The sequence below is a fragment of the Candidatus Paceibacterota bacterium genome (assembly GCA_041666915.1).
Taxonomy (GTDB): domain Bacteria; phylum Patescibacteriota; class Minisyncoccia; order Phycocordibacterales; family PALSA-1337; genus C7867-002.
In genome coordinates, this window is record JBAYFZ010000004.1 from 1 (window position 1) to 19778 (window position 19778).

Consider the following 19778-nt stretch of genomic DNA (forward strand, 5'->3'; position numbering starts at 1 on the left):
GTCGTCTCTGGTAATATGCGTATACATATCCGTTGTTGTTGCTAGTCTGTTAACACTACTAGCGTACAGCAGCGGATATGTTCTTTACAAAAGTTAGTATTGCACTTCAGAGTGGAATTCTAGGGTGTTGGTTGTTATCTCGTTTGTTGGGTGTGCCCGTAATAACATTGAGGAGCGGTACGGTCCCGATGGTTATTACCGTAGTGACCGGAGCAGTTCGCCAATCCGGGTTTGGGGTTCAAATCAGGAACGGAGCAATTTGGGCCGAGTTGAGTATCGGTATTACAATAGCCCCAGCCCCGCTGGCGGGATTTACGGGTATCAAGGAAATACCGCGGTACCGATTCAGCCCCAGCCCCAAATTCAACCTCAGGGCGCTTACTCGGGGACTTGGAATTTTCCACCGCCCCAGCTCCAACAGAATCAGGGGCAACCGCAACAACAGTTTCAAGCACAACCCCAACAGCAACAGCGGGTTCAACAGCAAATTCAGGCGCGACCTCAGGCTCAACAGCCCCAGATTAATGTAAACCTTAACGGTTTGAACTGTTCCTGTTGCGGAAAGCAGGTTCAGCCCCAAGTACAGAATCATCAATTGATTCAGCAGGGGCCCCAACCTCAGGTTAAACAACCTGTTGGTCCGCTTCAGCAAAAACAAGGGCAACCGCCGGTACAACAAAAGGGGCAACTGCAAAAGAAAACACCGAATGCGTCGGTGTCACCAAAATGCCCCAGTTGTAGTAAGAAGTAATCGTTCTTTTCTCACTCAGCCGTCTTTCTTACGAAGGACGGCTGATTTTTTGTACAGAAAGGGTTATGATGGTTATATGAAGACAAGGACGTCTCATTCATTAGAAGAAACCCAAGATATAGCCAAAGAATGGTTGGTGGATATTTCTATTAAAACTGAAAATTTGGATAAGGCCACGATAGTGGGGCTTTCAGGACATTTGGGGGCAGGCAAAACCGCTTTTGTAAAATTGATAGCAAAAATGTTGGGCATAAACGAGAATGTTACTAGTCCGACTTTTGTAATTATGAAAAATTATAATGTAGATCCAAAAATGGGTTATGCAAATTGGAAAAAATTGGTTCATATAGATGCGTATCGTCTGGAAAAACCAGAAGATTTGGAAGCTTTGAATTTTGAAGAAATTATTTTGGATAAAGATAATTTGATAATGATTGAATGGCCAGAGAATGTCGGTTTGAAAACAGACAATCAAATAAATATGAAAGCGGTAGAAGGAGAGGGGGTTTTTGAGATGAGCTTTGTTTAAAATGCTACAATGCCTTCATGAAAGTATCTTCCACTCAAACAAAAAAGAGATTAGTCCTTTTGGACGCACATGCCATATTGCATAGGGCGTATCATGCTTTACCAGATTTTGCGACGGCAAAAGGTGAACCTACTGGCGCATTGTATGGTCTTTCTACGATGCTTATAAAGATCGTTGAAGATCTGAAACCTGATTATGTGGTTGCTTGTTACGACGTGAAAGGTCCAACATATCGTCATGAAGCTTACAAAGAATATAAAGCTGGCAGACAAGCAGCGAAAGATGATCTCATAGCTCAGATGAAAAGATCCAGAGATGTTTTTTCAGCTATGAACATTCCTATATATGATAAAGAAGGTTTTGAGGCTGACGACATGCTCGGAACTATTGTGGAACAATTGAAAGATCGTATTGGTGAAAAAGGTGATTTGGAAATTATTATCGCTTCTGGTGATATGGACACTTTGCAATTGGTCAAAGGTAAAGGTGTTCAAGTCTATACTTTGAAGAAGGGGATTAAAGATACAATCATGTATGACGAGAAAGCTGTTTTGGAAAGATTTGGTTTTGGTCCAGAACTTATACCCGATTACAAAGGACTCCGAGGAGATCCTTCCGATAATATTATTGGAGTAAAGGGTATTGGTGAAAAAACAGCTACGATTTTGATCACGACTTTTGGTTCAGTTGAAAATATGTACAAAGTTTTGGAATCCAATGGAGAAGACAAATTCAAAGCCGTTGGTATAACACCTAGGATTATCCAGCTTTTGAAAGATAATAAAGAAGAAGCGGAATTCAGTAAGATGTTGGCTACAATACGTCGTGATTCGCCCATAACTTTTACTTTTCCCGAAAAAACTTTCAAAGATAATTTGGATATAAAGAAAGTTAGTACTCTCTGGCATGAATTAGAATTTAGAACTTTGACCCAAAGATTGGAGAAGGTTGTTGGTGGTGCTGTCATTCCCGCGAAGGCGGGAATCCAGGATGTAACCAATGAATCTGTACCTGGTGGTAATATCCTGGATTCCCGCCTTCGCGGGAATGACACAGAAAATCACAAGGATTCACCTAAAGAGTTCGACGGGTTCTCTGAGGTGTCCCTAGCCCTGTGGTTAATTAATTCAACAATAACTAATCCAAAAATAGAAGACATCCTAAACTTTACCGAAACAGAAGATTATGAAGAATCCAAAAAAGCTATTTTTGCAGAATTAGATAAAAGAAATCTACGCAAAGTTTATGAAACTATTGAATTACCACTTATTCCCGTTATCAAAAAGATGGAAGATCGTGGTGTGAAGATAGATAGGGCAATGCTAAAGAATCTGTCGGAAACTTACCATGTAGAATTGGCAAAACTTGAAAAGAAAATTCACGAATTTGCAGGAACAGAATTTAATATAAATTCACCAAAACAATTGGGAGAAATTTTGTTTGATAAACTCCAACTTACTGCAAAGAATATGAAGAAAACTAGCGGTGGCGCTCGTTCTACACGCGAATCAGAGTTGGAAAAATTGAGAGATTTGCATCCAATAGTTCCATTACTTTTTGAATATCGTGAATTGCAAAAGCTTCTTTCTACTTATATAGATGCGATACCGCCATTGTTGGATGATAAGGATCGTCTTCATTCAAATTTCATCTCTTCTGGATCAACGACTGGTCGCATGGCTTCTCAAAATCCAAATTTACAAAATATCCCTATCAAGTCAGATCTGGGTAAGGCTATACGCAACGCTTTTGTTGCAGAAAAAGGTTTCAAACTTTGTGGCTTTGATTATTCACAGATGGAATTGCGTATTGCTGCTTTCTTGTCTGGCGATGAAAAGCTTATAGAGATATTTAGAAAAGGGGAGGACGTCCACACTTCGGTAGCTTCTTTTGTTTTCAAAGTTCCACAAAACGAGGTCACCGCTACGATGCGTCGTCAGGCCAAGGTCATCAACTTCGGAATAATTTATGGAATGGGTGTTATGGCTTTGAAACAAAATCTTGGTACAACCCGTGATGAGGCTCAGAAATTTCTCAATGATTATTTTGAGACATTTTCAACTTTGGCTAACTATTTGAATGACGTTAAATCAGAAACAGGTAGACGTGGTTATACCGAGACTTTCTATGGTCGTCGCCGTTATTTTGAAGGTATAAATTCCAAGATACCTTATATCAAGGCTTCGGCAGAAAGAATGGCCATCAATGCTCCTATTCAAGGTACAGAAGCTGATGTGATTAAGTTGGCAATGATTGAGATTGATAAATTTATTGTGAAAAATAGGTTGGAGGATATTGTTTTTCCACTTTTACAAGTTCACGATGAGCTCATTTATGAAATAAGAGAAGATAAAGCTGGGGAGATTGCTCCGCAAATAGAAAAGATCATGGAAGCGATCATGGATCCAAAAGATACGAAGGGAATAGTTTTGAAGGCCACGGCAAACATTGGAGATAATTGGGGAGAACTTAAGTAGCTGTGTCATTCCCGCGAAGGCGGGAATCCAGGATTATTATGATATATTATTTATTGTTCCAACATGGATTCCCGCCTTCGCGGGAATGACACAAAAACATGCTTTACATCTTCCACGGTACAAATATTTCAAAATCTAGTGACAAGGCTCGTTCTTTGGTCAATTCTTTGCGTGCAAAAAAGCCAGATGCTACTTATGTAGAAATAAATTCTGATAATTGGAATCCAAGTATTATAGAAGAACATTTGGGAGGACAGGGATTGTTTTCCAGCAAGTACATAATTTTTTTGAATCGTTTAGCTGAAAAAGAAGATGTGCGAGAAAAATTAATAGAAATGCTATCTGTAATGAAAGAGTCAGATAATATTTTCATCATAAATGAAGGCAAGATTTTGGCTGAATTGAAAAAAGCTTTTGATAAAAATGGAGATAAAGTTGTAGTTTCTGATGAAGTAAAAAGTTCTGTGACAAAAGATTTTAATATTTTTTCCTTGGCGGATGCTATTGGTGCAAAAGATCGTTTCAAAGCATGGAGTATTTATCGTCAGGCTATAGAAAAAGGTTTGGAATCAGAAAGTATTTTGGGTACTATCTTTTGGCAAATAAAATCCATGGTTCTGGCTTTTGATGCAAAATCTGCCAGTGAAGCGGGCCTAAATCCTTTTGTTTATAGTAAAGCCAAGAAATTTTCTAGCAATTATTCCAAACAAGAATTGAGTGATCTTCTTCTAAAATCAATAACCCTGTATCATGAAGGGCATAGGGGACGAGTTGATCTTGAATTGGGTACCGAGAAACTACTATTGAAGTTATAGAAAATTATGTTATTGTGTATCTTGCTTCGGTTTGTAGAGAAAGTGATAGGTAATACGCGCCCATAGCTCAGGTGGTAGAGCAACTCCCTTTTAAGGAGTGGGTCGTTGGTTCGAATCCAACTGGGCGCACTATTTCGCTCCCCGCTAAAAGGCGGGGAGCTTCGTAGTGCAAGCACAAATGAAAAAACCGCCTCTTATGAAGCGGTTTTTAGGAAATTATTTTAATAATTACGCGCATCTTGACAAATCATAAAATCCATGTAGTCTGATATTGAATAGTTCCAATAAACAATGTATAAAACGAAAGGCATTATGCAAGGACTAACATCGTTAGATGAAAAACGAGTAAAGACTCTGTGTAAATCAGGACAAGGTGAAGTAACGTGTAGTTTCCTTGTCGCTGATAGCACGGGTATGTGTTGCTCAAAAGGTTCCGTGTTCGAGCAGGCCATCCTCGAAAGAAGGTCGACTATGGGTTCCAAAGCTGACAATTGCTCTGGTCCTCCAGACTTCACTCCGAACATTGATCCTATGGCCAAAACGTCTACCAACATGTCCAACTTTGAATTGTGGAAAGAAATCGCGGGACGTAAGGACCTTGTTGGTGGGGATGTGGAGTCCATTGAGGACGGTAACTACTATAGGGGTCCTATCAAGAACATCAAGGTCACGGACCAATGTGTTCACTTCGAGACTGAGTGGTCAGCCACCCGTAGCAAAGGTTCGAAAGAGTGGGTCAAACATAACATCGACGGTTTCGTTGTGGATATCAACAGAACTCGACCATTGATTGATTCTGATGGAGTCGTCCACTTCTCAATGATGTTTCTCGGTCCAGTCACGATCTTTCCAAAAGGGACACACAATTTGGACCCAGCTGGTGTTAAGGGTCTTAGGTTCCAATGGAAAGCGACAGTAGTCGAATAAACGACGGTATTATCAAAAAGACGCACGACCTTCGGGTACGGCGTCCTTTTTACAACACTTTTTTAATTTTATACCTCAACTTTCAATTGAGCTTGCTTAAAGATCCTCATCTGATCCTCGTTTGCTTTGCGAGCGGCTTCGGTAAAAACCTTCTTTTGCTCATCAGCTGGAGCGTGCATGAAAAAGTCAGAAAGACTTTCATATTTTTTAGTATCTTCCGATTTCTTTCTTCTGAATATATTTTTAAGCTTATTTAGCATAGTAATTTCTTTAAGTCATTCTCAGTATATCTTACCCCGAGATAATCTTCAATATTGGGACCATCCTGCCTAATTTCAATGAGATCTTCTACGGCATGAGTCTCAAAATTCTTTTTCGCTAAGGATATGATGATACTGTTATCAAAATCTTTCCTTATTCGATTAATTGTCTCTCGCGAGTCAATAAATTGCTGTATAAAAGCATCTTTAGGAATATGTCGACCTTCTATTTTCTCACGAGCTTTAGTAAATGCCCAAGCTACATCGGGCTTCTGGTATACATAGAAAATACGTACTTGTCGTCCTTTGTTTAACGAGCGCTTAATATTTGTTACCGTTTTATCATATTTTGAAAGAGTGCCATCGAGAAGGAAAGTTTGTTTATTATCTAAAACCATGTCATGAATTCTTTCGACGATTAGAGATATTGCGGTTTGAAAAAGAAAAGAATTATTACCTGTATAGCCGGGCATACGCTCACGAAGCTCATCACCGTCAATCCTAATGACTCTATGATTCATCTTTTCTTCAAGGATTTTTATCAAGTTTCGTGAGTATTCTGTTTTTCCAGCGCCCGGTGAACCAGCCATGAATACTGATGTAGGAATTGCATCAGGAATGTATATTAACCTATTAGTTAATCCTTTGGCTATGTGTTGTCTATTTGCTCTAGCAAATTCCTCGGCCGTAAGTTTTATTTTTTCTGCTTCATTCATAAGTGAATTATATAGTATTTTATATTTCAAAGTAGTCTTGTTTGTAAGAATGCTGGTAGGAATGAAAAAACCGCCTCTTATGAAGCGGTTTTAGCAGATCTTTTTAATTGTTTTACAACGGCATATCAAATGCTACGAAACCTGCGCCGGTGAAGAGGAGGGAAAGGGCGAGGACCAAGAGGATGAGGTAATAATTTACACCGTCAGTAAGGAAAGATTTGGCCATAATCTTTTGGTAGAGGCGAACAATGAGGTCAATCGCTATAGTGAGGGCACCAAGCTGGGTCCAGAGGCCTAGGACGAGCAATATACCAGCAAGACCTTCTATGATACCAACGGCTTTTTGTTTTGAATCAGGAGAAGATTTGAAAAAAGTCTTATATGACCAGAAAATGAAGATACCACCCAAAGTCAGGCGAATGAGTAATGGTGAAAGTTGTTGCCAAGAAAGTAAAGAAGGAAAAACTGAAAGGATCATATTTTTATTTTATTATGGTAATGTATGGTTATTATAATCATTTTGAACTTAATTTCCAATGATTATCATATATGGCCAAGATTAAAGATATAAGATTGTTGCTAGATAATATCCGAAGTGTTCATAATGTCGGCTCTATTTTTCGTACCGCAGAAACCGTCGGTGTAACCAAGATATATTGTATAGATACGACACCAACACCTACAGATAGGTTCAATCGTAAACGCAATGATCTTGCGAAAGTCGCTCTAGGTGCAGAGGATTTGGTTCCTTGGGAATATTTGAAAGATAGTATTTCTCTGGTAAAGAGACTTAAAAAAGAAGGTTTCAAGATTGTTGCTCTTGAGCAAGCAGAAAATTCCATTAATTATAAAAAAATAAAAAGCAAAGAAAAAGTTTTACTTATTCTTGGAAATGAAGTGGGAGGTGTATCAAAACAACTTTTGAATTTGTCGGATGAGATAGCGGAAATACCTTTGAAAGGGAAGAAGGAATCTTTGAATGTCTCTGTGGCTGGAGGAATTATGATGTTTGAGTTACTATAATTTCAAATACAAAGTTTATCTTTAAATCCTGGATTCCCGCCGAAGTTTATCCTCGGAGAGGACGGTAAATGACACAAGTAGTTTTTGGTGCTTATCACAATAGTGTGTGGCTCTTCCGCCGACTACTATTCTCACAATAGTTCCTTTGCAACCACGTTTTTCGCACTTTTCACCAGTTTTCTGGTAGGCATGATGTTGTTCTTGGAAATTACCTTTATTTCCCAAGACATTACGATAATCAGACATAGAGTCTCCACCGAAATCTATTCCAGAAGAAAGGGTTAGTTTTATAGCCTTAAAAAGGTCTTTGAAATTATTTACAGGAATATCTCTAACTTTTTCTAGAGGGTGTATGTTCGTGCACCACAATGATTCGTCGGCATAAATATTTCCTATACCAGAAATAATAGTCTGGTCAGTCAGGATTTGTTTTATTTTCATATTGGGTCTGAGTTTCAGGCGCTCAATGAATTTTTCAAAAGTAAATTCTTTTTTCAAAGGTTCTGGTCCGAGATTATTCAAATGGTCGGATTCGTGAATGATATCTGTATTGATCACAGCCACTTTTGCGAATTTTCTAGTATCAGAAAGCGCCAAATACTTTCCATTATTAAAAGTGATGACGAAACGAATACGTCTGTTGTAGGGATCTTTCAAAGATTCTGGTTCTATTGGTTCCCACGGACCTTTCTTATTTTTTGGAATGAATTTGTATAGGCCATAGAGTAGGTGACCAGTCATTTTCATGTGGACAAGGATAGTTTTATTGCCAGTTAGGTTTATGAGAATATTTTTTGCACGTCTCTCTATTCCAATTATCTTTTGATTCAAAATCTCATTTTTGAAATGCTTAAAATAGGCTGGATCTTTGATAGTTTTTGATCCTTTGAAGTAAGGGCTATTATAATTTGTCCAAACGTCCTTTATGGATAGACCTATGATATGCTTTGTTAACCCATTTACGGTTGTTTGTACTTCAGGTAATTCGGGCATATCGCCACTATAATGTATAATATTCGTATGCGCCACATCTTCGCTGTTGTTTTTCTCATCATGCTTTTGGCTGTGCCTTGGTTTATGTATAACCCAGAGCAAGCTAGTTACGTTTACTCCATCATTGGTAAGGTAGAAAATCAGATAGCGGCGGTTATTTTGACTCATAGTCCAAAGACCGTTGTTGATATCAAATCTCGTTATGCTGATGCCGAAAAACAAACAGTATTTGGTACAAAAGTTACTGATAAGAAAGTAAAAATCCTTCTTGTTCCTGGGCATGAACCAGATTACGGTGGGGCAGAGTACGGCTCTCTTTTTGAAAGGAAAATGACAGTAGAGATAGCCGAACAACTTCAGAAATTTTTGGATACGAATGGGCGTTACCAAGTCTATGTAACTCGTGACGAGAATTCTTGGTCACCAATGTTTTTTGAATATTTCAAAAATAATTGGAGTGACATTATTGCTTGGACAAAAGGTCATAAAGAAGAAACGGTACATCTAACTAGAATGGGAGAATATCATCCTGTCGTTCCCAATGTTATACACAATAATGCGCCAAATGATGTAGCCTTTCGTCTTTATGGTTTGGGTAAGTGGTCCAATGAAAATGATGTAGATATCATTATCCATCTTCATTTTAATGACGCTCCAGGGCATGGACGCAGTACTCCTGGTAAATATTCTGGTTTCTCTATTTATGTTCCAGAAAATCAATATTTCAATAGTTCAACAACATTATCTTTGGCCAATACTATTTTTAGTCGTCTACAAAAATATAATGGAGTTTCCAATCTTCCCGGTGAAAGTGGTGGGATAATTCAGGATCAAGACTTGATAGCTGTTGGTGCTTATAATTCTCTAGACGCCGCTAGTTTACTCATTGAATATGGTTATATTTATGAACCACAATTTACTAATCCTGATTTGCATGATACGGCTGTAAAAGATTTGGCATTTCAGACATATTTGGGATTACAAGATTTCTTTGATGAACGTAGTCCTGCAAATGTTACAGGTTCATTTGATACTTTGGTAATGCCGTATTCTTGGAGTAATACCATAACTGATAGTAAGCATGATGATAAAGATGTCTTCTCTTTGCAGACAGCTTTGGTCATAGATGGGGTTTATCCTCCAGCCAATAAATCTTTGAATGATTGTCCTAGAAGCGGATCTTTTGGACCATGTACGAAAGCGTCAGTTGATTCTTTTCAGAATAAACGTGGAATAGTAGGGGAGAAGGGAGTTGTTGGTGTAAAAACTTTGCAAGAGTTGAATAGGTTGTATTCAATCAAAGCGATATAGGGAAGTTCTTGTGTTGTCATTTACCGTCCCCTTCGAGGATAAACTTCGGCGGGAATCCAGTGTATGACCAACTAAGCTAGATCCAGTGGTTTAATCCTGGATTCCCGCCTTCGCGGGAATGACACGATTTATCTCTTCGTTAACTATCCCCGTATCACTCCAAGGAATCTTTGTGCCTCTTGGACCCATAATATATGGATCTGTACCTTTGCCAGTGATCAGAATAATATCTTCAGGCTTGGCTCTCTTGATAGCTTCTCTTATAGCTTCTCTACGGTCCATGATGATAGTTGGCTTGTGGATCTTTATTCCTTTGGCAACATCATCAACTATTTTCCTAGGGTCTTCGTCGTAAGGATCTTCATTGGTTAGAATTATTTCTGAACAATAATTGTCTGCCAATCTACCCATTTCAGATCTTTTCCATGTATCGCGTCCACCGCCTGTGCCACCCAAGACGGCTATTATTCTGGAAGATTTGAATACTTGGTAAAGTTTTTCTAGAGAATCTGGAGTGTGAGCGTAGTCAACAATCACGATAAAATCTTTGCCAGCAATCTTTTCTACGCGTCCAGGAATACCGAGGATCGTTTCTGTTACATGATTTGTATCTTCTAGAGAGACATTTTCATTACGAGCACAAGTAGTGGCCGCAAGAATGTTGTATAGATTGAAAAGCCCAGAGAGGTGAGAGTGGACTAGGCGTCCATTGAAAGAGAATTCAAGACCCTCTTTTTTTATAGTATAAGGTTCAGTGTCATGTATGCTGTAACTCAATTTTTTATCGGCTTCGCAAGCAAGGAAATGATCGGCTTCTTTATCGTCTGAATTTACAATGATAGTTCTAGGAGATTTTCCTGAACGCTTCATATTTTTAGCTACTGAAAGTTTTGAGTCGCGATAATTTTCGTATGAACCATGAGCTTCTATATGTTCAGGGAAAAGGTTTGTAAATATCAAAGTATTTAATTCTATAAAACGATGACGATACGATAGAGCACCTTGGGATGTCATTTCCATAATTACATAATCACAACCAGCATTCACTGCTTTGCGTATAAGTCTTTGGGCGAAGAATCTTCCAGGCATGCTCATCTTGGATAAATTTCTTTTGGAGACGTCACCTATTTTGTAACGAATGGTATTTGAAAGCGCTGTCTTGTGACCAGCTTTTTCTAACATAGCGTTTAGTATTTCAACGGTTGAACTTTTACCTTTTGTTCCTGTTACAGCTATGACATTGATGGCTTTTGAAGGGAAACCGTAAACTAGAGCTGACAAAAAAGCCAAAGTCCAATGATAGCTAGGATTGAGAAAAGAAAAGACCTTTTTTGGAATGAAACGGCGGATAGAATAAAGGGTTTTATCTAGCATAGGTTAAGGATAGCTTTTTGTTGATTTAATTCAAGACCTTGAGAGCAGCTTTGACTTTGGCTCCAGTGTCGGTAAGAGTCTTGTCTATTTTCTTCAAAGATTCACGAGCCTCATCTGCTTCGTAACCAAGCATCTTCAAAGCTTCTATAGCGTCAGCGTCACTAGATAATCCAACGACATAATCTTCACTAGTGAGACCTCCAAGTTTATCTTTGAGTTCAAGGACGATCTTTTCGGCAGTTTTCCTGCCAATACCGGAAACTTTGACCAAATGAGAAGTTGAACCGGTTTGGATAGCGTTTACCAGCGTGTCACAGGAAACAGCTGAAAGAATGTTCATTGCACCTTTTGGTCCTATTCCAGAAATGCTGATAAGTAATTCAAAAAGATTTCTTTCTTTTTCATTCATAAATCCGTACAAATCCAAAGCGTTTTCACGAACAGCTAAATAGGTGAAAATACTGGCATCAGAGCCGAGTTTGAGTAAATGCAAACTATCGTCAGTAACAAAAACTTTGTAGCCAATGTTGTTGACCTCTATTATGACGTGTTTGGAATCGGTATGGGTTATGGTGCCGTGTAGGGAAGCGATCATAGTTGGATTATAGCAAGTTTGGGGAATATTAGGCATCCTCTTTACTTTATCTGGTAGTCATGTTAACTTGTCTACACACAACTTATGGCAATCACTTCATCAGCAAAGAAAGCATTTCGCGCCGCAAAAAAGAAGCGCGTTTTCAATCTTCGTCGTAAATCTACGATAGAAAGTCAGATCAAGGAGTTTCGCCGTATGGTCGCCTCCAAAAATAAAGTAGAAGCACAAAAGCTTCTTCCTTCTCTTTACAGAGCTCTAGATAAGGCTGCAAAGACAAACTACATCAAGAACAATACTGCTTCACGATTGAAGTCCCGTGCCGCAAACGCTCTCGTGAAGATCAGTAAATAGTCGCGCGTAGCATTTGCCCTCGTCGTTCAACGGATAGGACGCAGGATTGCGGATCCTGCAATCGTGGTTCGATTCCACGCGGGGGCACAGAATGGTGAGAGAGGTTGATTACTATGTTTATGGTCAAGCATCAATATAAAAATTTAATATTAGATCTTCCTAAAAATTGGGTATATGAAAAAGAACAGGGTGATATAGAATCTTGCTTTGACCCTAATTCAAAAAGCACGTTTCGTATTAATGTTATGCAGATGAAATCTCCAGAGGATTGGTCAAAAGAGACAAGAATTAAATCATTAGTTAGTGCCTTTGCTAGTAATTTGGATTATATCGTTACTAGTCGTGGTTATTTTCTTACTAAAATCCAATTAAAAGAAACTTCTGATCAGGGTAATAAAATCTCTCTATTTTCATGGAGAATCATTCAACTCTTTGATAATGGACATGCAAATGTAGCCGTGTTAACTTATACCATTCTTTCTAATGAAAGGGATTCGAAAGAAGAGAAAGATGTAATTACTAAATTAGAAAATTCTTTTGCAGAGGCCACTTTTGTTTAAGGGACTGTATAGTATAACATATATGTTATACTAGTTACATAATGAAAACATTTAAACAATTTGAAGAGGAATTTCTCAAAGATCCAGCCAAGAAGAAGGCCTACGACAGTCTTGAAGTTGAATTCAAGATTTATAATGCCCTTGTAAAAGCTCGTATAGAAAAGAAACTTACTCAGAAACAATTGGCTCAAAAGCTTGGTATTGCGCAATCAGCCCTTGCTCGTTTTGAATCTGGTAGGACAAATCCAACTCTCTCTTTTCTCCAAAAAGTCACTTCTGGTTTGGGGCTGAAAATTACTATTGTCTAAAACCCCCACCTTTCTAGTAACTTATGCAAAAAATGTTCGTGATGTTCGGTTTCTGCAATATATTTGAGCGTGAGTTATAATCTACTTATGGATGTGTTAATTACAGGAAGTGGTGGAAGGGAACATGCTCTCGCGTGGAAATTGAAGCAGTCTAAAAAAGTTAAGAATATTTTTGTTGCCACTGGAAATGCTGGAACTTCCAAGATTGCTAAAAACATAGACGCTTCAAATGTTGAAGAGATTATTGGTTGGCTTGAGAATAATCCTGTAGATCTTGTAATCATAGGTCCAGATAGCCATCTTTCTTTGGGAATTGTAGATAAACTGGAAGATCTGGGTATTAAAGTTTTTGGTCCTACAAAAGCTGCTTCAGAAATAGAGTGGTCAAAATCCTTTGCAAAAAAATTTATGAAAGAAGAGGGTATACCAACTGCTTCTTATGAGATTTTTAGTAATATTAAAAAAGCGAAATCATATATAAAAAAACAAAGTTTCCCTTTGGTTATAAAAGCAAGTGGTTTAGCTTTCGGTAAAGGTGTGGTTATCGCTAAGTCTTTAAAAGAGGCTGAAGATGCACTTCGTGAAATTATGAGTGATAAGATTTTTGGTGAAGCTGGCAACGAAGTGGTGATTGAAGAATATTTACAAGGTAAGGAGATATCAATTCATGCTTTCTGTGATGGAAAAAATGCCGTTCTTTTTCCTTCTGCTCAGGACCATAAGAGCATATTTGATAATGATAAAGGACCTAATACTGGGGGAATGGGAACTATTGCTCCTGTTCCATGGGTAACAAGAGAACAAATGAAGGAAATAGAAGATATGGTTGTGATTCCTACGATTAAAGCTTTGGAAAGACGCGGCAAACCATTCAAAGGAATCCTTTTCCCGGGAATTATGATCACTAAGTCTGGTCCGAAGGTGATTGAATTTAATGCTCGTTTTGGTGATCCTGAGACTCAGTCATATATGAGAATCCTTGAAACAGATTTGATTGATATTATCCTTGCTTGTATACATGGAAATATTAAAGATCAGAATATAAAATGGTCTCCAAAATCTGCTTGTTGTGTAGTCTGCGCTTCAGGTGGTTATCCAAATAAATATGAGAATGGGAAAATTATTAGTGGATTAGATCTCAATGAAGATGCATTTGTATTTCACGCAGGAACTAAATCTGACGGAAAAAATATTGTTACAAATGGCGGTCGTGTTCTAGGTGTCACTGCTGTAGGCAATAATCTTAAAGAATCTTTGGGGAAGGCTTATAAGGCAATCAAATTAATTTCGTTTGAAGGTATGCAATATAGAAAAGACATAGGATTAAAATCCTTATAATCAACTCCTTCTCATTATCTAAAACCCCCACCTCTCTAGTAACTTGTGCAAGAAATGTTCATGATGTTCAGTTTCTGCAATATATTTGAGTAATACCTCGCGGACTATTTCGGGATCAATCTCATCAATGAAGATGATGATATAAGGCATGAATGTTTTACGAGACTTCACAATAATCTTTGAAGGCATTTCATCGTGGGGGATCCAGAATGATTCTAGAGAAAGGAATGGAAAGAATCTATCATTGACCATGATTCCTCGGTCGTTAATCTCGTGATATATCTCGCGGGGCGGGTGAGAGGCGTGAATGACTAGAGCTACGGCCGCTACGAGTACAAAAATTCCAGTGATCACGTTGCCGAGAATAATGGCAACAGCTGATAGTGCCAAAGTTATGATTCCAACAACCCAATACCAATCGGGTCTTTTTTCAACATAGAAATGTTCTGGTGCTTGCCAAGATATGAGAGGTTCAGTGGCCATGTACTAATTATAACCTAGTGGCCAGTTTGAAGCTATGTATTTAATTAATAAAAAAATCCTGCAGTATGGTCCTGCAGGATTTTGTGTAAAACTCGTTGTTAATCATAGAGTTCAAATGGAGCTCGGTCTCGAGACACGAGTGTGTCGCGAGTTCCGGCTTCAGTATCAACAACAACCGTTTCGCCTTCTTCAACCACATTGAGTATGTTGGGGTCTGGCTGAGAGTTTGGAACTGCGTTTTGGAGAAAATAAAGCGGAAAGAAAGTGGCAAGCTTTTCGTCTCCAATGACTATGACTACGTCAGCATCGTCGGCGATATTCTTGATAAGTTGCAGAATCTCCCCACATTGATTTTCTGAAACCAGAATACGGTGGATACTTGATTCTGGAGTTTCCAACTCACTTGCCAAGCAGATGGATTCGCTCAAGAATTCTGCCGGATACGTACAAATGATTGATACCGTATGTCCGTGCGTATAACGCAGGATCCGACCTACAAACTCTTTGAACTTGGGTATATTTCGCGTACCACGGTGAACCAATAGACACTTAATATTTTCAGTTTTCATTTGAGCCTTTCTGTAATGTAGATTACTCATTATTGGGGATATGTCAAATTTGATGGATTACAAAATTAAGAGTAAAGTATTTTTAGAAAGGTTTGAAAATTATGAAAGAAATACACTTTAGACGATGGTTACCGTCTGACAGAAAAGCTCTTGAAAGAGCTAGATCGTTCAAGACTTTGTCATTAATAGCTCTAGATGTCATGTCACGTATACGTGGTGATATTGAAATGGTTTCAGGTCCGATTTCCACAGGAGGTGTTGGTACCCTTGAAGGGAATCGAAGGGTTTTCGAGAAAACGATTGAAATACTCATTAATGAACAAAGAAATTTGTTTAGCCAGATGCCTTTTGAAGATAAAATGGTGGAACTATACAAAATTTGGCATACGGAACATCCAACTGAAAAGTATTGCCTACCAATATTAGATCATTTCTATGAGGTAATTTTTTCTCAGGGAAGAGTTACTAAGTTGAATTTTATCTTTGGTTGGGAATCATCTTTTGGGGCGAGATGGGAGCATGACAACTGTAATCGTTGGAAAATTGAAAGAGAGTATCTTCCAGAAGAATTCTCTAGAAAGGTATTGGTGTTATGAAAAATAAGACTAATGTAGGGAACGTCATTATCGTCCTTGATAAACCATTAGGACGTGACGATGTTCGCATTCTCCTTGGTCGCAAAGGACCAAGAAAGAAAAGTGATGACAAACGTAAACGTAAGAGGGTTGGCATTGGCTGTTGGGTACCACCTGGTGGCGGTACTGAAAGTGACGATAAAAGCCAAAAACACTCGGCTCGAAGGGAATTGTTAGAAGAAACAGGTTTTCTTTTTCCTTTGAAATCTTTCAAGAAAGTTGGTGTTATGAGAGTGTTTCTGTCGGATATTTTGATTTGGGTGGTCCACATTTATTTGGTAGACACTACTGACCCCAATCTTGATTATGCAATCGGGGAAGATGACGGAGAATACTTGGATATGCGCTGGTTCAGCCTTGAAAAATTACCTTTTGCAAAAATGTTGGAAGGTGATGGTGATTGGTTGCCGAGAATAATGAAAGGGGAGAAGTTGTCCATCATCAAAAGGATAAAGAAATCCCCAAATGGTAGTACAAAATGTTCAGTTGAAATGAAGCCCGTCAATTTCAACTGATTTGACTTCATTAACACAAAGCCGATCAATAGTGGTCGGCTTTTTTAAATTCTTAATAAATGGCGAAGGTCGCCGTCGCTCTTGCAGAGCTATGGCGACCAATGGCGGAGAGCTTGGGACGATGTCCGAATAGCTTTAAGTTTAGCATATATACAATAAACCCCCGAGCCGAATTGCTCGAGGGTGCGTAACATCATTTAGCTTGCGACTGTCTTTTCAAAGACATACGAGGCCGATACTAGTGACTGGCAGTCTTCTTCCAGGCCGTCTAAGACCTTGAAGAGGCCTTCGACCAAGGGTGGGAGTGAAGTATAGACCGATTCAACAGCCTTCATGTGGATTTCGAGCTGGCTTCTCGAGTCGTATCCAAGTAAATCCCCCGGATGGCAAAGCTTGATCCAACAGTTGAACGTAACCTCTTTCCCTTTCTTCTCGATTTTCCAGTATCCTAGCGGCGTTGGGATCTGAAAGCTAGTCTCGTAGAATGTGATGTTTTTTAGGATAAGCCCAGTTAGGGTTCCTATTAGCACGTCAATTTCTTGCCGCATTTTGTTGATGTTTTCTGAGCCCTGAATCAGCCGACGAGTTTTTTCTGTAGCATTCATGCGTATTCTTTCCCAAAGAACCCTTCCGGGTGCATTGTTTGTGAACATTCCTGTTCATGTTGCTGCTATCGACTTGGCCACAATGGTTTCGTCATAGCAGAGAATTGCTCAAAATGAGTAACTTTCTGCTATGACGAATCGCAAGTATTTGATTTTAAAGAGCTAACTCTCAGGATTCGCAATCTTTCAATTGTAAATCCAGTAAAGTGGAGAATTAGGTTCTCCATTTCCCGTGCTGCACACGACACTCACGCTTTTAGAAAGGTGACAACGATTGAAGCTTCTGTATTGAAGGTTAGCTCCGTCCTTCTACCAAACCTCTGGCCAATCCTCGGGCGGACGCTCAACTATGAAACCAACGGTTTCAAGCTGCCGTGCCAATCCTTCGAAATAGGTGAAGTCCGAGCAAGGTTGAACTGTGGAATCGGTCATCCTTATTCTCACGCCATCCTGCAATCTGACTTTTCCTTTTACCCCACTTTGACGCAAGGTATCGAGAATCATCTCTTGCAATGGATCGCGAGAACCGCTCTTAACGTTCAGTATGACCTGACCCCCAATCATTATGCTTGCACAGTAATCTTTCCAGGGTTTATCGAATGGCTTTCTGATTCCAAGGAAGATGTCGACTGTGACACCAACCCTCGTTCCAGAGTAAGCCCAGGTTTCTGTCATTATCACAAATTCCTTGTGCTGGTGCTCAAAGGCGCACCTATTTAAAGCCTTGTAAATCAATGTTCTGACCTAGGTTAAGTCTAGCATATTACAATACAAAAGTCAAGCTCTGTCTAGTCTACAGCGTGGCTATGTTAAGCCCTGTTATAGAAGCGGTTTGTTCGCGACAGGCGGTTCAATACTTATTTAAAAATCAGTATCAGGTGCTCGCTTTGGCACCTAAAAACACTGATTTGAATACGATGCGGATGGGGTGAGATTCGAACTCACGGTGCCCTTGCGAGCACGACAGTTTTCAAGACTGTTGCCTTAAACCACTCAGCCACCCATCCTTTTGTTTTTGTAAAAGCCCTGAGCTTGTCGAAGGGCTTTCCAGCTATATTAAACGAAAAAGCATTGTTTCGCAATGATTTTACTGATATTGTAATATGACCAAATTATGAAGAACAAACGTATACTCGGTATAGACTATGGATCCAAAAGGATAGGGTTGGCTCTTTCTGATGAAAATAGACAATTCGCTTTGCCTTTATCAGTTATACAGAACACCCCATTTTATTTTGAAGAGATAGAAAAGATCGCTATTGATAATGAAGTCAAAGAGATTGTTATGGGGGAGTCACGAAATTACAAAGGAGAACCAAATGAAATTTTTTTGGATAGTCTTGAGCTAAAAGAAAAATTGGAGATGAAAGGTTTCAAGGTCTATTTTGAAGCAGAATTTATGACAAGTATGCAAGCGGAGCGTTTTCAGGGAAAAACAGATTTGTCAGATGCTTCAGCGGCAGCGCTTATACTTCAAAGTTATTTGGATCGTAGCAAAGAATAATTAAGATATAATAAAACCATGATTACTTACGAAGAATTCAAAAAAGTTGAGATTAGAGCTGGAAAAATTATTTCAGCTGAAAAAATTCCCGATACAGATAAACTATTAAAACTAATGGTTGATTTTGGTGAAATGGAAGAAGTTAAGACGGCTCCAGCTGTAGAAGGTATTGTTGCAAGTATTCCAGCTGTAGAAGGTGCGGTGAAAGTTGTAGAAAAAGTTCCAAAATTTAGGCAGATTGTATCTGGTATTGCTTTGAAATTCCCAGATACCGCTAGTTTGGTGGGGAAGACTTGTATGTTTGTCACCAACCTAGAACCACGCACCATAAAAGGATATGAAAGTAACGGTATGATATTTGCTGTTTCAACTAACGAAGGAGGATTTTCATTATTAGAACCTAATTCCACGATTCCAGCAGGAACTTTGGCAGCATAAAATGGATTTATCTTATTTTTTTAATTTAATAAACCCAGAGACAATAGTGCAAACTTTGGGACTTCTTGGTGTCATCGCTATTATTTTCCTAGAGACAGGCGCTTTCTTTGGCTTCTTTTTTCCAGGAGATTCTCTTTTGTTTACAGCCGGATTTTTTGCTTCACAAGGATATATTTCTTTTAGTTTACTTTTAATCTGTACTTTCTTGGCTGCTGTAGCTGGAGATAGTCTGGGATATGCTTTTGGTAAAAAGATCGGCCCAGCTATTTTTACAAAAGATGATTCTATATTTTTTAATAAAAAACATATTGTTAGAGCTGAAGAATTTTATAAAAAATACGGAAAGAAGACTATTATTTTGGCTAGATTTATGCCTATCATCAGAACTTTTGCACCGATAGTGGCTGGTGTAGGGAAGATGGAATACAAGACTTTTCTTGCTTACAACGTTTTAGGAGGATTTCTTTGGACATGGGCAATGCTTTGGCTAGGTTATGGTTTAGGTTCTCTTATTCCAAATCCAGATCGTTATGTGATACCAGTGGTCGTTATTATCATCATACTTTCAGCGTTACCACCGATTAGGGAAGTGTTGAAAGCGAGGAAAGAGAAAGAGAGAATTTCTAATTTTTAATTGTTGTGTCATTCCCGCGAAGGCGGGAATCCAGGATTATTACGAGATAATAGTTTGTTATAATTAT

Annotated in this window: 25 protein-coding genes and 3 tRNA genes; 17 read left to right on the forward strand and 11 right to left on the reverse strand. The window is 38.8% G+C overall.

The window, feature by feature from the left end; genetic code table 11:
* The first annotated feature begins 827 nt into the window (after nt 1-827).
* The 5 genes from tsaE to WCS89_03435 all read left to right on the forward strand — a co-directional run bounded on the left by tsaE (nt 828) and on the right by WCS89_03435 (nt 5499).
* Nucleotides 828-1280: a tRNA (adenosine(37)-N6)-threonylcarbamoyltransferase complex ATPase subunit type 1 TsaE gene (gene tsaE / locus WCS89_03415; GenBank protein ID MFA6554533.1), complete on the forward strand. Its 453-nt coding sequence runs from the start codon at nt 828-830 to the stop codon at nt 1278-1280.
* A gap of 17 nt (nt 1281-1297) precedes the next feature.
* Nucleotides 1298-3757 carry a DNA polymerase gene (locus tag WCS89_03420; GenBank protein ID MFA6554534.1) on the forward strand — a complete coding sequence of 820 codons (2460 nt, stop codon included), beginning with the start codon at nt 1298-1300 and terminating at the stop codon, nt 3755-3757.
* A gap of 98 nt (nt 3758-3855) precedes the next feature.
* Nucleotides 3856-4572 carry a hypothetical protein gene (locus tag WCS89_03425; protein MFA6554535.1) on the forward strand — a complete coding sequence of 239 codons (717 nt, stop codon included), beginning with the start codon at nt 3856-3858 and terminating at the stop codon, nt 4570-4572.
* A 56-nt stretch (nt 4573-4628) separates the two neighbouring features.
* Nucleotides 4629-4701 (forward strand) — tRNA-Lys (locus WCS89_03430).
* Between the two features lie 183 nt (nt 4702-4884).
* Entirely contained in the window at nt 4885-5499 is a 615-nt protein-coding gene (locus WCS89_03435; protein ID MFA6554536.1) for a hypothetical protein, read from the forward strand.
* A gap of 68 nt (nt 5500-5567) precedes the next feature.
* On the opposite strand, the gene WCS89_03440 is transcribed toward WCS89_03435, so the two are convergent.
* The 3 genes from WCS89_03440 to WCS89_03450 form a co-directional block, all read right to left on the reverse strand.
* Nucleotides 5568-5759 (reverse strand): hypothetical protein, encoded by a 192-nt coding sequence (locus WCS89_03440; GenBank protein MFA6554537.1) that lies wholly within the window; start codon nt 5757-5759, stop codon nt 5568-5570.
* Nucleotides 5753-6475, reverse strand: coding sequence for a zeta toxin family protein (locus WCS89_03445; GenBank protein ID MFA6554538.1), 723 nt, complete (start codon nt 6473-6475; stop codon nt 5753-5755). The genes WCS89_03440 and WCS89_03445 overlap by 7 nt, the downstream gene beginning before the upstream one ends.
* A 112-nt stretch (nt 6476-6587) precedes the next feature.
* On the reverse strand, nt 6588-6953 hold the full coding sequence (locus WCS89_03450; protein MFA6554539.1) for a hypothetical protein: 366 nt from the start codon (nt 6951-6953) through the stop codon (nt 6588-6590).
* 71 nt (nt 6954-7024) lie between these two features.
* Between WCS89_03450 and WCS89_03455 the strand changes: the two genes are divergently transcribed.
* Nucleotides 7025-7498 (forward strand): TrmH family RNA methyltransferase, encoded by a 474-nt coding sequence (locus WCS89_03455; protein MFA6554540.1) that lies wholly within the window; start codon nt 7025-7027, stop codon nt 7496-7498.
* Between the two features lie 21 nt (nt 7499-7519).
* Here WCS89_03455 and mutM read toward each other — a convergent pair whose 3' ends face one another.
* Complete coding sequence (mutM, locus tag WCS89_03460; protein ID MFA6554541.1) at nt 7520-8491, reverse strand: bifunctional DNA-formamidopyrimidine glycosylase/DNA-(apurinic or apyrimidinic site) lyase; 972 nt, start codon at nt 8489-8491, stop codon at nt 7520-7522.
* 27 nt (nt 8492-8518) lie between these two features.
* Here mutM and WCS89_03465 point away from each other — a divergent pair, with 27 nt between their 5' ends.
* Entirely contained in the window at nt 8519-9802 is a 1284-nt protein-coding gene (locus tag WCS89_03465) for an N-acetylmuramoyl-L-alanine amidase (protein MFA6554542.1), read from the forward strand.
* Between the two features lie 90 nt (nt 9803-9892).
* Here the strand turns inward: WCS89_03465 and murE are convergent, their stop codons facing one another.
* Both murE and ruvA read right to left on the reverse strand, forming a co-directional pair.
* Nucleotides 9893-11176, reverse strand: coding sequence for a UDP-N-acetylmuramyl-tripeptide synthetase (gene murE, locus WCS89_03470; protein MFA6554543.1), 1284 nt, complete (start codon nt 11174-11176; stop codon nt 9893-9895).
* 25 nt (nt 11177-11201) lie between these two features.
* Nucleotides 11202-11807 carry a Holliday junction branch migration protein RuvA gene (gene ruvA / locus WCS89_03475; GenBank protein MFA6554544.1) on the reverse strand — a complete coding sequence of 202 codons (606 nt, stop codon included), beginning with the start codon at nt 11805-11807 and terminating at the stop codon, nt 11202-11204.
* Between the two features lie 48 nt (nt 11808-11855).
* Here ruvA and rpsT point away from each other — a divergent pair, with 48 nt between their 5' ends.
* The 5 genes from rpsT to purD all read left to right on the forward strand — a co-directional run bounded on the left by rpsT (nt 11856) and on the right by purD (nt 14328).
* Nucleotides 11856-12122, forward strand: a complete 267-nt coding sequence (rpsT, locus tag WCS89_03480; GenBank protein MFA6554545.1) for a 30S ribosomal protein S20 — start codon at nt 11856-11858, stop codon at nt 12120-12122.
* A 15-nt stretch (nt 12123-12137) separates the two neighbouring features.
* A tRNA-Arg gene (locus WCS89_03485) sits at nt 12138-12209 on the forward strand.
* Between the two features lie 32 nt (nt 12210-12241).
* The gene (locus WCS89_03490; protein MFA6554546.1) at nt 12242-12682 is read left to right on the forward strand and encodes a hypothetical protein; all 441 of its coding nucleotides are present in this window, start codon (nt 12242-12244) and stop codon (nt 12680-12682) included.
* Nucleotides 12683-12723: 41 nt separating this feature from the next.
* On the forward strand, nt 12724-12990 hold the full coding sequence (locus WCS89_03495) for a helix-turn-helix transcriptional regulator (GenBank protein ID MFA6554547.1): 267 nt from the start codon (nt 12724-12726) through the stop codon (nt 12988-12990).
* An 87-nt stretch (nt 12991-13077) separates the two neighbouring features.
* Nucleotides 13078-14328: a phosphoribosylamine--glycine ligase gene (gene purD / locus WCS89_03500; GenBank protein ID MFA6554548.1), complete on the forward strand. Its 1251-nt coding sequence runs from the start codon at nt 13078-13080 to the stop codon at nt 14326-14328.
* 18 nt (nt 14329-14346) lie between these two features.
* Here the strand turns inward: purD and WCS89_03505 are convergent, their stop codons facing one another.
* Nucleotides 14347-14811, reverse strand: a complete 465-nt coding sequence (locus tag WCS89_03505; GenBank protein ID MFA6554549.1) for a hypothetical protein — start codon at nt 14809-14811, stop codon at nt 14347-14349.
* A 98-nt stretch (nt 14812-14909) separates the two neighbouring features.
* Complete coding sequence (locus WCS89_03510) at nt 14910-15380, reverse strand: hypothetical protein (protein ID MFA6554550.1); 471 nt, start codon at nt 15378-15380, stop codon at nt 14910-14912.
* A 101-nt stretch (nt 15381-15481) separates the two neighbouring features.
* On the opposite strand from WCS89_03510, the gene WCS89_03515 reads away from it, so the two are divergent.
* Nucleotides 15482-15976: a hypothetical protein gene (locus WCS89_03515; protein MFA6554551.1), complete on the forward strand. Its 495-nt coding sequence runs from the start codon at nt 15482-15484 to the stop codon at nt 15974-15976.
* Nucleotides 15973-16530 (forward strand): NUDIX domain-containing protein, encoded by a 558-nt coding sequence (locus WCS89_03520; protein MFA6554552.1) that lies wholly within the window; start codon nt 15973-15975, stop codon nt 16528-16530. The genes WCS89_03515 and WCS89_03520 overlap by 4 nt, the downstream gene beginning before the upstream one ends.
* 197 nt (nt 16531-16727) lie before the next feature.
* Here the strand turns inward: WCS89_03520 and WCS89_03525 are convergent, their stop codons facing one another.
* The 3 genes from WCS89_03525 to WCS89_03535 all read right to left on the reverse strand — a co-directional run bounded on the left by WCS89_03525 (nt 16728) and on the right by WCS89_03535 (nt 18142).
* On the reverse strand, nt 16728-17183 hold the full coding sequence (locus tag WCS89_03525) for a hypothetical protein (protein ID MFA6554553.1): 456 nt from the start codon (nt 17181-17183) through the stop codon (nt 16728-16730).
* A gap of 261 nt (nt 17184-17444) precedes the next feature.
* Complete coding sequence (locus WCS89_03530) at nt 17445-17810, reverse strand: hypothetical protein (protein MFA6554554.1); 366 nt, start codon at nt 17808-17810, stop codon at nt 17445-17447.
* Between the two features lie 245 nt (nt 17811-18055).
* Nucleotides 18056-18142 (reverse strand) — tRNA-Ser (locus tag WCS89_03535).
* Between the two features lie 107 nt (nt 18143-18249).
* On the opposite strand from WCS89_03535, the gene WCS89_03540 reads away from it, so the two are divergent.
* Genes WCS89_03540 through WCS89_03550 form a run of 3 tightly spaced genes read left to right on the forward strand, consistent with a single transcriptional unit; the run spans nt 18250 to nt 19711 of the window.
* Nucleotides 18250-18639 carry a RuvX/YqgF family protein gene (locus tag WCS89_03540; GenBank protein MFA6554555.1) on the forward strand — a complete coding sequence of 130 codons (390 nt, stop codon included), beginning with the start codon at nt 18250-18252 and terminating at the stop codon, nt 18637-18639.
* Between the two features lie 18 nt (nt 18640-18657).
* A complete protein-coding gene (locus WCS89_03545) occupies nt 18658-19077 on the forward strand; it encodes a hypothetical protein (GenBank protein MFA6554556.1) in 420 nt (139 codons plus the stop codon).
* Between the two features lies 1 nt (nt 19078).
* A complete protein-coding gene (locus tag WCS89_03550) occupies nt 19079-19711 on the forward strand; it encodes a DedA family protein (GenBank protein ID MFA6554557.1) in 633 nt (210 codons plus the stop codon).
* Nucleotides 19712-19778 lie beyond the last annotated feature (67 nt).